The organism is Amycolatopsis sp. NPDC057786, from assembly GCF_042797905.1.
Lineage (GTDB): Bacteria > Actinomycetota > Actinomycetes > Mycobacteriales > Pseudonocardiaceae > Amycolatopsis.
Genome location: NZ_JBHVKW010000096.1, coordinates 20,198 through 33,159, shown reverse-complemented (window position 1 = coordinate 33,159; position 12,962 = coordinate 20,198). Strand labels below are relative to the sequence as shown.

Annotated in this window: 13 protein-coding genes; 5 read left to right on the top strand and 8 right to left on the bottom strand. The window is 70.0% G+C overall.

Features of this window, described 5'->3' with window-relative positions:
• Nucleotides 1-52 precede the first annotated feature (52 nt).
• From ACFVM3_RS33780 to leuC, 3 genes are all read right to left on the bottom strand, one after another.
• Nucleotides 53-718 (bottom strand): HU family DNA-binding protein, encoded by a 666-nt coding sequence (locus ACFVM3_RS33780; RefSeq protein ID WP_126733599.1) that lies wholly within the window; start codon nt 716-718, stop codon nt 53-55.
• A 253-nt stretch (nt 719-971) separates the two neighbouring features.
• Nucleotides 972-1,574, bottom strand: a complete 603-nt coding sequence (gene leuD / locus ACFVM3_RS33775; RefSeq protein ID WP_378443970.1) for a 3-isopropylmalate dehydratase small subunit — start codon at nt 1,572-1,574, stop codon at nt 972-974.
• Between the two features lie 40 nt (nt 1,575-1,614).
• Nucleotides 1,615-3,033, bottom strand: coding sequence for a 3-isopropylmalate dehydratase large subunit (gene leuC / locus ACFVM3_RS33770; protein WP_378443969.1), 1,419 nt, complete (start codon nt 3,031-3,033; stop codon nt 1,615-1,617).
• 79 nt (nt 3,034-3,112) lie between these two features.
• Here leuC and ACFVM3_RS33765 point away from each other — a divergent pair, with 79 nt between their 5' ends.
• Complete coding sequence (locus tag ACFVM3_RS33765) at nt 3,113-3,814, top strand: IclR family transcriptional regulator (RefSeq protein ID WP_007031477.1); 702 nt, start codon at nt 3,113-3,115, stop codon at nt 3,812-3,814.
• Between the two features lie 63 nt (nt 3,815-3,877).
• Here the strand turns inward: ACFVM3_RS33765 and ACFVM3_RS33760 are convergent, their stop codons facing one another.
• From ACFVM3_RS33760 to ACFVM3_RS33745, 4 genes are all read right to left on the bottom strand, one after another.
• On the bottom strand, nt 3,878-4,270 hold the full coding sequence (locus ACFVM3_RS33760; protein ID WP_378443968.1) for a hypothetical protein: 393 nt from the start codon (nt 4,268-4,270) through the stop codon (nt 3,878-3,880).
• 112 nt (nt 4,271-4,382) lie between these two features.
• The gene (locus ACFVM3_RS33755) at nt 4,383-5,045 is read right to left on the bottom strand and encodes a winged helix-turn-helix domain-containing protein (RefSeq protein WP_378443967.1); all 663 of its coding nucleotides are present in this window, start codon (nt 5,043-5,045) and stop codon (nt 4,383-4,385) included.
• Nucleotides 5,046-5,054: 9 nt separating this feature from the next.
• Entirely contained in the window at nt 5,055-6,704 is a 1,650-nt protein-coding gene (locus tag ACFVM3_RS33750; protein ID WP_378443966.1) for a right-handed parallel beta-helix repeat-containing protein, read from the bottom strand.
• Complete coding sequence (locus ACFVM3_RS33745) at nt 6,704-7,357, bottom strand: LuxR C-terminal-related transcriptional regulator (RefSeq protein WP_378443965.1); 654 nt, start codon at nt 7,355-7,357, stop codon at nt 6,704-6,706. Before ACFVM3_RS33745 ends, ACFVM3_RS33750 begins: the two co-directional genes overlap by 1 nt.
• Before the next feature lie 159 nt (nt 7,358-7,516).
• On the opposite strand from ACFVM3_RS33745, the gene ACFVM3_RS33740 reads away from it, so the two are divergent.
• From ACFVM3_RS33740 to ACFVM3_RS33725, 4 genes are read left to right on the top strand one after another with little or no spacing between them, the layout of a single operon-like run.
• Nucleotides 7,517-8,182, top strand: coding sequence for a response regulator transcription factor (locus ACFVM3_RS33740; RefSeq protein WP_378443964.1), 666 nt, complete (start codon nt 7,517-7,519; stop codon nt 8,180-8,182).
• Nucleotides 8,179-9,435, top strand: coding sequence for a sensor histidine kinase (locus ACFVM3_RS33735; RefSeq protein ID WP_378443963.1), 1,257 nt, complete (start codon nt 8,179-8,181; stop codon nt 9,433-9,435). Before ACFVM3_RS33740 ends, ACFVM3_RS33735 begins: the two co-directional genes overlap by 4 nt.
• 8 nt (nt 9,436-9,443) lie before the next feature.
• Nucleotides 9,444-9,800 (top strand): hypothetical protein, encoded by a 357-nt coding sequence (locus ACFVM3_RS33730; protein WP_378443962.1) that lies wholly within the window; start codon nt 9,444-9,446, stop codon nt 9,798-9,800.
• Nucleotides 9,785-10,759 carry a DUF6177 family protein gene (locus tag ACFVM3_RS33725; protein WP_378443961.1) on the top strand — a complete coding sequence of 325 codons (975 nt, stop codon included), beginning with the start codon at nt 9,785-9,787 and terminating at the stop codon, nt 10,757-10,759. The genes ACFVM3_RS33730 and ACFVM3_RS33725 overlap by 16 nt, the downstream gene beginning before the upstream one ends.
• Here ACFVM3_RS33725 and ACFVM3_RS33720 read toward each other — a convergent pair.
• Entirely contained in the window at nt 10,750-12,960 is a 2,211-nt protein-coding gene (locus tag ACFVM3_RS33720; RefSeq protein WP_378443960.1) for a YrhB domain-containing protein, read from the bottom strand. The genes ACFVM3_RS33725 and ACFVM3_RS33720 overlap by 10 nt on opposite strands.
• Nucleotides 12,961-12,962 lie beyond the last annotated feature (2 nt).

Below are 12,962 nucleotides of genomic sequence, written 5' to 3'. Positions count from 1 at the left end.
GCCCCGCGCCGTGCGCGGGGCCCTGCCGTTGGCTCTCTCGTGAAGAGGGAGCTTACTTCTTCTTCGCGGCGGCCGAAGTCCGCTTGGCCGGAGCCTTCTTCGCGGGAGCCTTGGCAGCGGTCGCCTTGGCGGCCGGCTTCGCGGCGGCCTTGGTGGCGGTCGCCTTCTTGGCCGTGGTGGCGCGAGTCGTGGCCTTGGCGGCGGTCTTCGGCGCGGCCTTGGTGGCGGTCGTCTTGGCCGCCGCCTTGGTCGCGGTCGCCTTGGCGGCCGGCTTCGCGGCGGCACGCGTCGTCGTGGCGGCGGCGCGGGTCCGCGTGGTCGTGGAACGCGTCGCGGCCGGGCGGCTGGCGGCCGTCCGGGTCGTCGTCGCGCGGGTGGTGGTGGCGCGGGTGGAGGTGCCGGCGGTCGCGCGCTTCACAGCGGTGGCCTTCGGCAGCTTCTTCGAACCACTGATGACGTCCTTGAAGGTCGTGCCGGCGCGGAACGCGGGCACGTTGGTCTTCTTGACGCGAACGGTCTCACCGGTGCGCGGGTTCCGCGCGGTGCGGGCGGCGCGGGCGCGCTTCTCGAACACACCGAAGCCGGTGATGTTCACCTTCTCGCCCTTGTTGACCGTCCGGATGATGATGTCGACAAGGCCATCGACGGCCTCCGACGCGACCTTCTTGTCGCCCAGGCGCTCCGACAGCGCCTCGATCAGCTGGGCCTTGTTGGCCATTCCAGTCCTCCAAGAAGAACTACTTGTACACGGCCCCGTCGGCCGACTTAGCGCACACGGTATTACCAATGCAGCACAAATTCCAAACGACGCGCGGAAATTTCCCTTGTCTCGGGGGCTGTTCCGCCTCCCGAGGGACCCCTTCAGGGCCTCTCGAGGTGCCGTTCGGTGTGGTTTCGGGGCTGGTGTGAAGGACCCCGGCCGGGGTGCGGATTCCCTGCTCAGCAAGGGAATCCGCCCCCTTCGGCCGACCTTAGGAGGAGGCCGCCGGGAGGGTCACCGGCTTCCAGGAGGGGCGCCGGGTCTCGAAAGTGTCGATCTCCTCCGCGTGGCGGAGTGTCAGGGCGATGTCGTCGAGCCCTTCGAGGAGCCGCCAGCGGGTGTAGTCGTCGATCTGGAAGGGCGCGGTGAAGTCCTTGGCTCGTACCGTCTTCGACTCGAGGTCCACCGTGACCTCCGTACCGGGCTCGTTTTCGAGCAGCTTCCACAGCAGTTCGACGTCCGCCTGCTCGACCTGAGCGGCGACGAGGCCCTGCTTGCCGGAGTTGCCGCGGAAGATGTCCGCGAACCGGGAGGAGATCACGACCCGGAATCCGTAGTCCATCAAGGCCCACACCGCGTGCTCGCGGGAGGAACCGGTGCCGAAGTCCGGGCCCGCGACCAGGACCGACCCGTTCTTGAAGGCCTCTTGGTTGAGGATGAACGACTCGTCGGAACGCCAGGCGGCGAAGAGCCCGTCCTCGAAGCCGGTGCGGCTCACGCGCTTGAGGTAGACCGCCGGGATGATCTGGTCAGTGTCCACGTTGGACCTGCGCAGCGGGACCCCGACGCCGGTGTGGTGGGTGAACGCGTCCATGTTGGGAACTCCTTCGCGGATGTCAGCGATGTCAGTGCCGTCAGCGAGCGACTGCGGGCTGCAGGTCTTCGGGGCTGGACAGCGTGCCCCGCACGGCCGTGGCGGCCGCGACGAGCGGCGAGACCAGGTGCGTCCGGCCACCCTTGCCCTGCCTGCCTTCGAAGTTGCGGTTCGAGGTCGACGCGCTCCGCTCGCCCGGCTTGAGCTGATCCGGGTTCATGCCGAGACACATCGAGCAGCCCGCCTGACGCCATTCCGCGCCCGCTTCGGTGAAGACCCGGTCCAGCCCTTCGGCTTCCGCCGCCTGGCGGACGCGCATCGAGCCGGGGACGACGAGCATCCGGACCGAGTCGGCGACCTTGTGCCCGCGCAGGACCTCCGCGGCGGCCCTCAGATCCTCGATACGGCCGTTCGTGCACGAGCCGAGGAAGACGGTGTCCACCGCGATCTCGCGCAGCGGCGTGCCCGGCTTCAGGTCCATATAGGACAGGGCCTTCTCAGCGGCGACGCGCTCGTTCTCGTCGCCGATCCGCTCGGGGTCCGGCACCTCGGCGCTCAGCGGGAGCCCCTGGCCTGGGTTCGTGCCCCAGGTCACGAAAGGCGTGAGCTCGTCGGCGTTCAGGCGCACCTCTGCGTCGAAGACGGCGTCCTCGTCGGTGCGGAGTTCGCGCCAGTTTTCGACGGCGGCGTCCCAATCGGCGCCCTGCGGCGCGTGCGGACGGCCCTTCAGATAGGCGAACGTCGTCTCGTCCGGCGCGATGAGCCCGGCGCGCGCGCCCGCTTCGATGGACATGTTGCACACCGTCATCCGGGCTTCCATCGACAGCTTTTCGATGGCCTCGCCGCGGTACTCGAGGACGTAGCCCTGCCCGCCGCCGGTGCCGATCTTCGCGATCACCGCGAGGATGATGTCCTTCGCGGTGACGCCGGGGCGCAGCGCGCCGTCGACCGTGATCGCCATCGTCTTGAATGGACGGAGCGGCAGGGTCTGCGTCGCCATCACGTGTTCGACCTCGGAGGTGCCGATGCCGAACGCCATCGCGCCGAAGGCGCCGTGCGTCGAGGTGTGACTGTCGCCGCACACCACGGTCATCCCTGGCTGCGTCAGGCCCAGCTGCGGGCCGATGACGTGCACGATGCCCTGCTCGGCGTCGCCCATCGGGTGCAGCCGGACGCCGAACTCCTTGCAGTTGGCGCGAAGGGTGTCGACCTGGGTGCGGGACACGGGATCCGCGATCGGCAGCTCGATGTCGATCGTCGGGACGTTGTGGTCCTCGGTCGCGATGGTGAGGTCGGGGCGGCGCAGTTTCCGGCCCGCCAGGCGCAGTCCGTCGAACGCCTGCGGGCTGGTGACCTCGTGCAGCAGGTGGAGATCGATGTAGAGCAGGTCGGGCTCGGCCCCCTCGCCGCGCCGCACCAGGTGCGACTCCCACACTTTCTCGGCCAGTGTCCGGGGCATTTCCGGCTCCTCACATGCGGTGAAATCGGTACTTCCCACCATCTGGACATCTCAAACTTCGGGAAGATAGTATCGGCTTGTGGGACAGCATAGCGGTATCGGAGTACTCGACAAGGCCGTGGCCGTGCTTCAGGCCGTGGCCGAAGATCCTTGTGGCCTGGCGGAACTGTGCACGCGGACCGGTTTGCCGCGCGCGACGGCGCATCGGCTCGCGGTCGGCCTCGAGGTGCATCGCCTGTTGCGCCGCGGCCCCGACGGGCGCTGGCGTCCGGGTACCGCGCTCGCGGAACTGGCGGGCGGTTCGACCGACCCGCTGCTCGACGCGGCGAGTTCGGTGCTGCCGAAATTGCGCGACATCACCGGCGAAAGCGTCCAGTTGTACCGCCGCGACGGCGTCCAGCGCGTCTGCGTTTCGACCGCGGAGCCGCCGAGCGGACTCCGTGACACGGTGCCGATCGGTTCACGGCTGCCGATGACCGCGGGCTCCGGCGCGAAGGTGCTCGCCGCGTGGTCGGATCCGCACACCCAGCGCACGATCCTCACCGAGGCGGTGTACGGCGAGCGCACTCTGCTCGAAGTCCGCCGCCGCGGCTGGGCCCAGAGCGTGGCGGAACGGGAACCCGGTGTGGCGAGTGTCTCGGCGCCCGTACGGGATTCGACGGGCACCGTCGTCGCCGCGGTGTCGGTTTCCGGGCCCATCGAACGGATAGGGCGTAAACCGGGGGCGCGCTGGGCCGCGGACCTCCTCGCCGCCGCGGACGCGCTGCAAGAGCGTCTCTGAGCGAAAACGAGTGAAGGCCCCCTGCGGCGGCAGGGGGCCTTCACTGTTCCCGTCCGGGAAGGATCAGAACTCGTCGGCCTTGGTGAGCTCGTGTTCGAAGGTGTCGGCACGCGTGACGAGAGCCTTCAGCGGGTGCTCGAACTCGTTGACCAGGTTCAGGTCGACCAGCGGGATCGTGTGCTTGAGCAGCGCGACACCGTCGACCACCGCCGCGCCGCCGACCGAATCCCCGCCCGCCAGTTCGAGCAGGCGCCGCAGATCGATCTTGTCGGCCCAGCCGACCGGAGACGAGATCTCCACCCACTCCGCGCCGTCGTGGTCGGGCAAGTGGTGCAAGGACACCTGCTGGCCGCGGCCGTCGCCGGTGTCGACCCGGAACCGGAGCCAGCCGTCCCGCTCTTCGAGCACCTCGTACCGGCCCCGGACGAAATTGATCACGCCTGCCCAGATGGACACCCTCGTCACCTCTCGGTTTCGCCGCCTCGTGCGCTGTCGAGCATGGCACATCCGGGACGGACGGAGTGTCGACGGTCTCTTTCGCGACACACCTCGACCCCTGTCCGTGGGGTCAGAGCGGCGCCATCCGGTACCCCGACCCCCGCACGGTGTGGATCAGCGGCGGGTCCTTGAGCTTCCGCCGCAGCCGCGCGATCACGACGTCCAGCACGTTGGACGCCGGATCGGCCATCTCGTCCCACGCGTACCGGATCAGTTCCCGCCGCGAGACCGGCCGCCCGGTCGCGGCCATCAGCCGCTCCATGACGAGATACTCCTTGCGCGTCACGGTGAGCAGCACGCCCGCCCGTGAGATCTGGTGCCTGCCGGTGTCGAGTTCGACGTCGGCGCACCGCAGGACCACCGCCTGCCCGGCCATGTCGCGGCGGCACAGGCTGCGCACCCGCGCGATCAGTTCCGGCATCGCGAAGGGTTTGACCAGGTAGTCACCGCCGCCGACGCGCAGGCCGTCGATCCGGTCGGCGACGCTGTCGCGCGCGGTCAGGAACAGCACGGGCATCGGCCATCCGGCGCTGCGCCGGTTGCGCACGTAGGCCAGCGCGTCGCCCGAAGGCAGCATCCGGTCGAACACCGCGCAGTCGTAGGCGTTCACCATCAGCGCCTCGTCCGCGCCGGGAAGATCGGCGGCGGTGTCCACCGCGAACCCGTCCCCGCGCAGCGCGAATTCCAGCGCCACCCGCAAGTTTTCGTCGTCCTCGGTCACCAGCACCCGCACACGGGAACGTTATCGCGTGATCGCGACCTCCACATCGGCCACGTGCAAGCCGCGCAGTTCTTCGACCGCGGGCATCCTGCCGAGCAGCCGCAAGCGTTGTGACTGAGCCGTGCGCGCCTTCTCGAACAGCAGCCGCGCGTCCCGCGCGTTGCCGAAGTTGACGTCGCCGCAAACGCGCCGGAAGTGGCCGGTGAGCACCGGGCCGGCGGCGGGATCGACTTCGTAGTCGCCTGCCGACGCCATCCGCCCGAAGATGGCGAGCAGTTCGTCCGGGCTGTAGTTCTCGAACTCGATCGTCTTGCCGAAGCGGGAGGCGAGACCGGGGTTGGCGGCGAGGAAGTCGACCATCTCGCCGGTGTACCCGGCCACGATCACGGCCACTTCGTCGCGATGTTCCTCCATCAACGGGACCAGGGTGTCGATCGCCTCCTGGCCGAAGTCGCCGCCGGAGCCGGCGAGCCGCGTCAGCGTGTACGCCTCGTCGATGAACAGGACGCCGCCCTTGGCCTCCTCGAACACCGACGCGGTCTTCTCCGCGGTGTGCCCGATGTACTGCCCGACCAGATCCCGGCGCGACACCTCCCGGAACTGGCCGACCGGCAGGACTCCCAGCGCCTTCAGCAGTTTGCCGTAGATCCGCGCGACCGTCGTCTTCCCGGTGCCCGGCGCGCCCGCGAAGATCAGATGGTGCCCGGCGGCGCCGACCGGCAGCCCGGCCCGGCGGCGCCATTCGTTGACCTGCAACTCGTCGACCAGTGAGCGGACCTCTTCCTTGACCCCGGGAAGGCCGATCATCCCGTCGAGTTCGGCGAGCATCTCGTCCAGCGCGTTGTCCCCCACGGCGCCGGGGTCCGCGGCCTCGGCGATCGTCGGCGACGCGCCTTCGGCGATCGCGATCCCCGGTTCCGCGGTGTTCGAGACCCGGCACCCGGAGATCTCGCCGCCGCAACCGGAAGCGAACGAGATCCCCGGGCCCCGGGTGTCGGTGACCGTGCACCGCTTGAGGACCGGCACCCCGTGATGCGCGACGGCGATGCCTTCGTGGCCGGTGTGCGAGACGGTGCAGCCTTCGACGACCGGCCGGGCGTACTGGTAGACGTAGATTCCCCGCAGCCCGCAGCCGGTGACCGTGCAGCGGAGCACGACCGGATCGGCGCCCTGCCCGAGGGTGATGCCGTCGCCCGTCACGTCTTCGACGGTGGTGTCCTCGATCCGCCCAGGCGAACCGTCGACGAGAATCCCCTGCTCCGCCCCCGAAATCACGCAACCGCTCACGGTGAACGCCGTCGTGCCGCGGATCGCGATCGCCGGGCCGCGCCCGCCGGAGACGGTGCAGTTCCGGACCGCGAGTTCCGTGTCGTCGGCCTGGATCGCGGACGCGCCACCTGCCAGGATTTCGATCCCTTCGAGGACGAGCGCCCCGCCGGTGCCGCGGAAAACGGGCCGGTCCGCGCCCCGTCCGTCGACGACGACGGTGGCGCCGTCCGCCGCGGCCAAGGTCACCCGGAGGCCGGTCAGTTCGACGGTTTCCGCGTATTCACCGCCCGCGATGGTGATGACGGCGCCGTCGGACGCCTCCGTCAAAGCGTCACCGATGGTCGGATACGCGCCTGGCCGCTGGGCCACCAGCAGGACACGGCCGGAAGTCGAGATCGTCATCAGCCCGCCTTCGCCATCAGCCAGCCGCGGTCGACGGCCTTGGCGCCCGCCTGGAAGCGGCTGCGGGCGCCGAGCCGGTTCATGATGTCGGCGACCATCCGGCGCACTGTGCGCACGGAGACACCGAGCCGCGCGGCGGCGGATTCGTCGGTGGTGCCGGAGAAGAGCAGCGTCAGCAGTTCCTGTTCGCGGCAGGTCAGGATCGAGGCGTTCCCGTCGTCCGGGAGGTCCAGCGGGACGAGCGGCGCGGCGGCCTGCCAGATCCGCTCGAACAGCCCGACCGTCGCGGTGACCACGCCGGGCAGCCGGAACACCGCGGAACCGGCCTGCCTGCCTTCCGCCGGGAGAACGACCGACGTGCGGTCGATCACCAGCGCGTCCATCGGCACCTCGGCGTCCGTCCGCACCTCGGCGCCCGCCCGCGACACGCGGTTGAGCGCGCCGGACATCCGCGCGGAGTCGGGGAAGAGCACCTTGTGCCGCACGCCGGGGCGCACGCCTCCGAGCGCGATCCGCTGGAACGCGGTGTCCGTACCCGTGCTCATGACGAGCACTTCGCCGGTCGCTTCCGCGAGAAGCTCGCCGAGCCCCGCCCGGTCGCCGCCAGTGCCCGTTCCCGTGACCAGGCTGAGCTGGCCGGTCTGCACGGTCATCGCAGGTACCTCCCTCTTCCCCCGGCGCGGTGCCGCCGACGACGTCCTGTTCATGCCAGTTCCCCGCCGTCCGGGCGGCCACGGGCACCCGACGCGTTAGCGTTCAGTGGCACCGGGAACTGCATGCGTCTACTTTCGCTGTCCGAACATGAGGTTTTGATGACACGGGTGATGGTCGTCGAAGACGACGAGAATCTGCGGCTCGCGCTGGTCACGCAGCTCCGCGCGGCCGGCTACGCCGTCGACGAGGCCGGTGACATCGCGGCCGCGGACCGGCTGCTGCGCGGAACCCACCACGACTGCGTGGTGCTGGACCGGATGCTGCCGGACGGCGACGCCATCGAATACGTCCACATGCGACGGCAGCTGGGCTGGCGGGCGCCGGTGCTGTTCCTCACCGCCCGCGACGCGCTCGCCGACCGCGTGGCCGGGTTCGAGCACGGCGGTGACGACTACCTCGTGAAGCCGTTCGTGATGGCCGAGCTGACCGAGCGGGTCGCCAACCTTTGTCACCGGTCGGCGTTCGACCGCCCCTCGGTGCTGCACCACGAAGACCTGGTGATGGACTGCGCGCGGCGCGAGGTGCGCCGGGCGGGCGTGCTGCTCACCTTGACCAACAAGGAGTACGCGGTGCTCGAGTACCTGCTGACCAGGGCGGGCCTGCCGGTGCAGCGGGCCGACCTGATCGAGCACTGCTGGGACGCGCAGGCCGATCCGATGTCCAATGTGGTCGATGTGGTGGTGAAGCGGTTGCGCCGCAAGCTGAAGGAACCCGAACTGATCCACGCCGTCCGAGGCCTCGGCTACCGGCTGGGCTCGCGGTGAACACCCACTCCTCGGCCGATCGGCTGCGCAAACTGCGCTGGACGCTGACCGCGTTGTTCACCGTGATGAACACCCTCGGGCTGGTCGTCTTCGCGTGGCTGCTCATCACCGAGGACGGTGACCAGGGCGAAGAACGGGTCGACGCCGCGCTGACCCAGGTCACGTCTTCGGTCAGCAGGCTGGTCGCCTACGACGGCGGCACCGTCGGCTTCGGTCTGGTCAACACCGATGTGCTGAACGACCGCTGCCCCCAGTTCGCGATCCTGCCCGGCGGGGCGCCCGCGTTCCAGCCGCACTTTTCGCGGGCGAACTGCGTCCCGATGAGCATGCAGCTGTTGAACGGCCTCGCGACCGAGGCGGTGAAGACCGGCAAGCTGGTGCAGGGGCATCAAAAGGCCGCCGACGGCGCCATGGTCAAGGTCCGCGCCGAACCGCTGCGCGACGGCGACGGCAAGACGTTCGCGGCCGTCGTCGCGGTGCAGTCCACCGAGGCCGAAGACGCCGCGCACACGCACTTCACGCTGCTGGTGATCGGCGGCACGGTGCTGCTGGTCGCGGTACTGGGTTTCGCGGGCCACCTGCTGTCCGGCCGCTCGATCCGCCCCGCGGCCGCGGCCTTGCAGCAGCAGGAGGTCCTGCTCGCTGAAACCGCGCACGACCTCCGCACCCCTGTCGCCGCCCTGCGCGCGCTCGCCGAAACCGCGATGGCCAACCCCGCGCAGTCGGCGGAACTCCTGCCGCGCACCGTCCGGCTCGCCGCGAGAATGGGCGGGATCATCGACGACCTCCTCGTCCGCGCCCGCCTCGCCGCCGGGGTGGAACAGCTGAGCATCCAGCCGATCTGGCTCGATCAGCTGGTGGTCGGCATCGTCGAGGACACCGCGACCGAAAACGCCGAAGTCACCGTCACCGCCGCGCCCACCAAGGTCAACGCCGATCCCGCGCTGCTGCAACGGGCGATCGGCAACCTCCTCGACAACGCCATGCGCTACGGCCGCCACCCCGGCTCGAAGGCGTTCGTGCACCTGACCGTCGCCGGCGGCACCGTGACCGTCGCGGACCACGGCCCGGGTATCGACACCGCTCTCGCGGGTGAGGCGTTCGACCGGTTCGCCAGCACCGGCGGGTCTTCCGGGCTGGGGCTGTCGATCGTGCGATGGGTCGCGCAGGCGCACGGCGGCACACTCGCGGTGTACAACGCGGACGAGGGCGGCGCGATCTTCGAACTGCGGTTCCCGGTCAGCCCGAACTGAGGAGGGACATGACCTTCGACATCATCGGCCTCTGCCGGGACGAACCCGGCGCGGAGGAGACCATCGAGGCCTTGCTGGTGGCGGGCCCGGAGCTGCTGGTGGCGGAGCAGGCGGAAGACAGTGTCACGCAACTGCATCATCCCGACGGGCGGCCGCTGGTGGTCATCGAGGACATCCGGCTCGTCCGGGTCGCCGGTGAAGCGCGACGTCTGCTCGGCCTCGACGCCGGGATCGAGGTTCCGCATCCGCTGTGGTGGGTGGAATGCCGTGCACGTGACGACGATCCGGAAGCGGAAGTCGTCGCCAGGGCCTTTATCGGGGCGCTTGTCGACAGAACAGGAGGACTGTCGTGGTCGAATCGCTGACCGGCACTCCCGCCGCCGACATCGAGACGGCGGAGGCCATCGTCGTCGAACAGTTCCGGCCCGTCGTCTCGGCTTCTCCCCGGCTCGTCGCCGCCGCAGGGGCAGCGGCTGCGAGCCGCCGGCTGCTCCAGGTGGTCACCTCCGAACACAGCGGTCTCACGTATCCACTCGAACTACTTCTCGGCGAGGGACGGTGTGAATGGGTGGTCCGGGACTCCCGTGGTGGCCATCGCGACGGGACGCGCGGATTCCCCCTGCACTGGAACGGCACCCGGTTCGCACACGAACCGGGTGCCACGGCGGCGGCACCGGTGGAACCGATACCCGGCTCGGGCTCGCTGGAGGTGCGGATCACCACCCTGCACGGCGACGGTGCGACGCTCCGGCTCGGCCGGGCGATCGAAACCGTGACGTCGGCGCTCGGCAATGGCGAACCAGCGGGCTGGGGCCCCGCCGAACCGGTCACCGAGCCGTGGTCTGCCGCGACGCTCACGAAACTCTGCCGTGACCGGCTGCCCGCCCCGACGGAAGTGATCGTGACCGGCCCCGGTGTGGTGGGACGGTTGCGCACGCGGAAGGTGGAAGCCGGTGTGCAGGAGGAGGTCGAGCTCAGCGGTCCGCCTGCGGGAACGGTTCCGCGGGACGCCGTTGAGGCGCTCGCCAACGAAGCCGCGGGTTTCGCCCGGATGATGGTGGTCGCCGCTCATCCCGGCAGGCCGGACGGCTTACGGGTCAGCGGCCCGACCCCGCCCGCGCTGCCTTACGGTGTCCTCATCGGACACGAGCTGGTCGCGAGGAACGGTGTAGCACACGCTGAACGGACACCGGTCGCGAAGGTGGTGATCCTCGGCGGTGTCGGCCATGAGGCCGCGTGGTGCAGGCTTGACGGCGGACAGCGCCCTCCGTACGAGCAAATGACCGCCATCCTGCACCACTACGGTATGCCGGATCAGGGCTGAGTGCCCTGATCCGTCCCGGAAGCCGTCGGCCAGATCCGCGGATACCGCCTTGCCCACTCGTCGGCGTAACGCTCGTCCTCCGCCGGAGACCGGGCCGAGAAGTGCCAGAACGCGTCGCCTGCGACGGTTTCCACCAGGCCTGGTGATCCCATCCCGGCGAGCCACTCCTGGGGCAGGCCGGGAAATCCGGCCCATGCCCCCACTGCCGCGCCGGCGATCGCCCCGGTGATCGCACTGCGCCCGGAGTGGTTGACGGCGGCCCGCATCGCCCAGCGAGGGTCGAAGAACCGCCGCGACACCGCGGTCATGGCACGACCCAGTGCGTCGACGGCGGTGTCACCGGTTCCGAAGCCGTCCAGCTCCTCGGGATCGGGACGGATCTGCTCGGCCCGCGCACGCACCGCGGCGGCGAGAGCGGCCACCGCCGTGCCACGCCCATCTTCGCGCTCGGCCACCCGGTGACAGACGATCTGGGGCGGCGACGCGTCGGCGTCGAACAGCCCGGTGAACAGCTCGGCCAGCACACCGGCGGCCTCCGCGGTGGGGCCGTCGGCACCGGCACCCGTCGCGAGCAGCCTCCCGACCCGCGCGGCGGACGTGGCGTCGGATTCAGGACCACCGCCGCAGAGGGCCGCCACCATTCCCAGCACCAGAAAGGCGACGTCGTTGCCTGCCGGAGACGGTTCCATCAGGCCGTCACGGAGTTCCGGAACGCGGGAGAGCCATCCTTTCGGGAGGTCCCGGCCCGGCCGCGAAAACAGCGCGCCGAGCGCCATCAGCCCGCCGGGGGCGGCTTCGCCGAATCGCGCCGGCAAGGCACGCAGCAACCCTTCGGTGTGGAAGAGCAGTCGACGGGTCAGCGGGCCGAGCCGTCCATCGGAGGCCGGTTCGGCGATGCCTTCCTCGCCGAACCTCGTCTTGATCTCGGGCCAGGTCGCCGAGTCCACGGCCGAGCCCAACGCCTCCCCCATGGCGAATCCGGCGAACGCGCCCGCGACACGATGCCAGGCGAACCGGACTCCGGTGGTGTCCTGGCGGAAGAACTTGCCGGAGGACGACACGTGGGGCCGGACCCGGCCCGCGGCGTCGTATCCGGCCACGAGACCGTTCGCGCCGAGGTCTTCTGGCCAGAACTGGCCATCGATGTCGTCGTCCGGGGAGGCGACCCCGCCGGACTCCACCCCGTTGCGCTGTTCCCACACCCGGCCGAGCACGAATCGCTGACAGTCCTCGACTGACAGTTCGAATCCGGCCGTTCTGGCCTTTCCCGCCGCGTCACGGAGTTCGACGGACGGGTCGATCCCTTCCGGCCCCGCACGGATCTCTTCGATCATGACCACCACCGGCTCCGAGTACTCGGCCGGGACTTCCACGACCCTCGTGATCGCGCGCAGGACCGGCCACCGCGCTCGCGCCCACGTGAGCTCCTCGACGGTGACGGAGTCCGAAGGTACCGAGCCCGGGTTGATGGACAGGCCGGTCCCGGGGAACTCGGCGGCGAACGACAGCACGTCCATCCGCACCCATTTCACCGTCCCCGCCGGGAGCCGCCTGCTGGAACTGAACACCGCCAAAGTCCGCGGATTCTCTCGCCACTGCGAGGAAAGCGGTCGTTCCGTCCACGGGTCCACCGGGATGTGGACCGTCGCGGTGAGCAGGCCGGCGAGGTAACGCTCACGGCTGAAGCGACGGGTCTCAAGGCAGCCGAGGAGTTGTTCGAGCGGGGTCTCCATGACTGGATGCCCGAGTCGCTCGGGACCGGGCCGGTAGCCGGGATTGACCCGGATCTCCTCCGTCGGCCCGCCCGCCGGATCGTGCTTCCGCCAGCCCAGTACGGCACTCTCCGGCACACCGAGATAGGCCACTCCGCTGCGCGCGAACTCGGGTTCCAGGATCTCCCGCCAGTCCTCCTGTCCGGCGAAGGGGACCGGGACGCTCGGTCCGAGACCGTCCGGATCGGGATCCGGACGGCGCAACTCCCCGTTCTCCCGCACAAGCAGCACCGGTCTCGGCACGAGCGAGGCGAGCCGGTCCCCTCCGTCCAGCGCGCGAATCGTGTTGTAGGGCACCAGCCAGCCGTCCGGAACCTCGCGCACCCGATCGTGCTCGATCCGGACCGCGTGCTCCCCCGTCGTCAGATCCACGGACGTGCCGAAGCGCAGCCACGTCTGTGCCCTCGCGATCGCCTCACCAGCGTGCACGA

What these genes read in the sequence shown, in the direction of transcription:
- ACFVM3_RS33750 (WP_378443966.1), bottom strand. Translation starts at nt 6,704, where the DNA reads ATGACGATCTCGACTTCCGGCCGTGTCCTGCTGGTGGCCCAGCGGCCA.
- ACFVM3_RS33730 (WP_378443962.1), top strand. Translation starts at nt 9,444, where the DNA reads ATGACCTTCGACATCATCGGCCTCTGCCGGGACGAACCCGGCGCGGAG.
- leuC (WP_378443969.1), bottom strand. Translation starts at nt 3,033, where the DNA reads ATGCCCCGGACACTGGCCGAGAAAGTGTGGGAGTCGCACCTGGTGCGG.
- ACFVM3_RS33780 (WP_126733599.1), bottom strand. Translation starts at nt 718, where the DNA reads ATGGCCAACAAGGCCCAGCTGATCGAGGCGCTGTCGGAGCGCCTGGGC.
- ACFVM3_RS33740 (WP_378443964.1), top strand. Translation starts at nt 7,517, where the DNA reads ATGACACGGGTGATGGTCGTCGAAGACGACGAGAATCTGCGGCTCGCG.
- leuD (WP_378443970.1), bottom strand. Translation starts at nt 1,574, where the DNA reads ATGGACGCGTTCACCCACCACACCGGCGTCGGGGTCCCGCTGCGCAGG.
- ACFVM3_RS33745 (WP_378443965.1), bottom strand. Translation starts at nt 7,357, where the DNA reads ATGACCGTGCAGACCGGCCAGCTCAGCCTGGTCACGGGAACGGGCACT.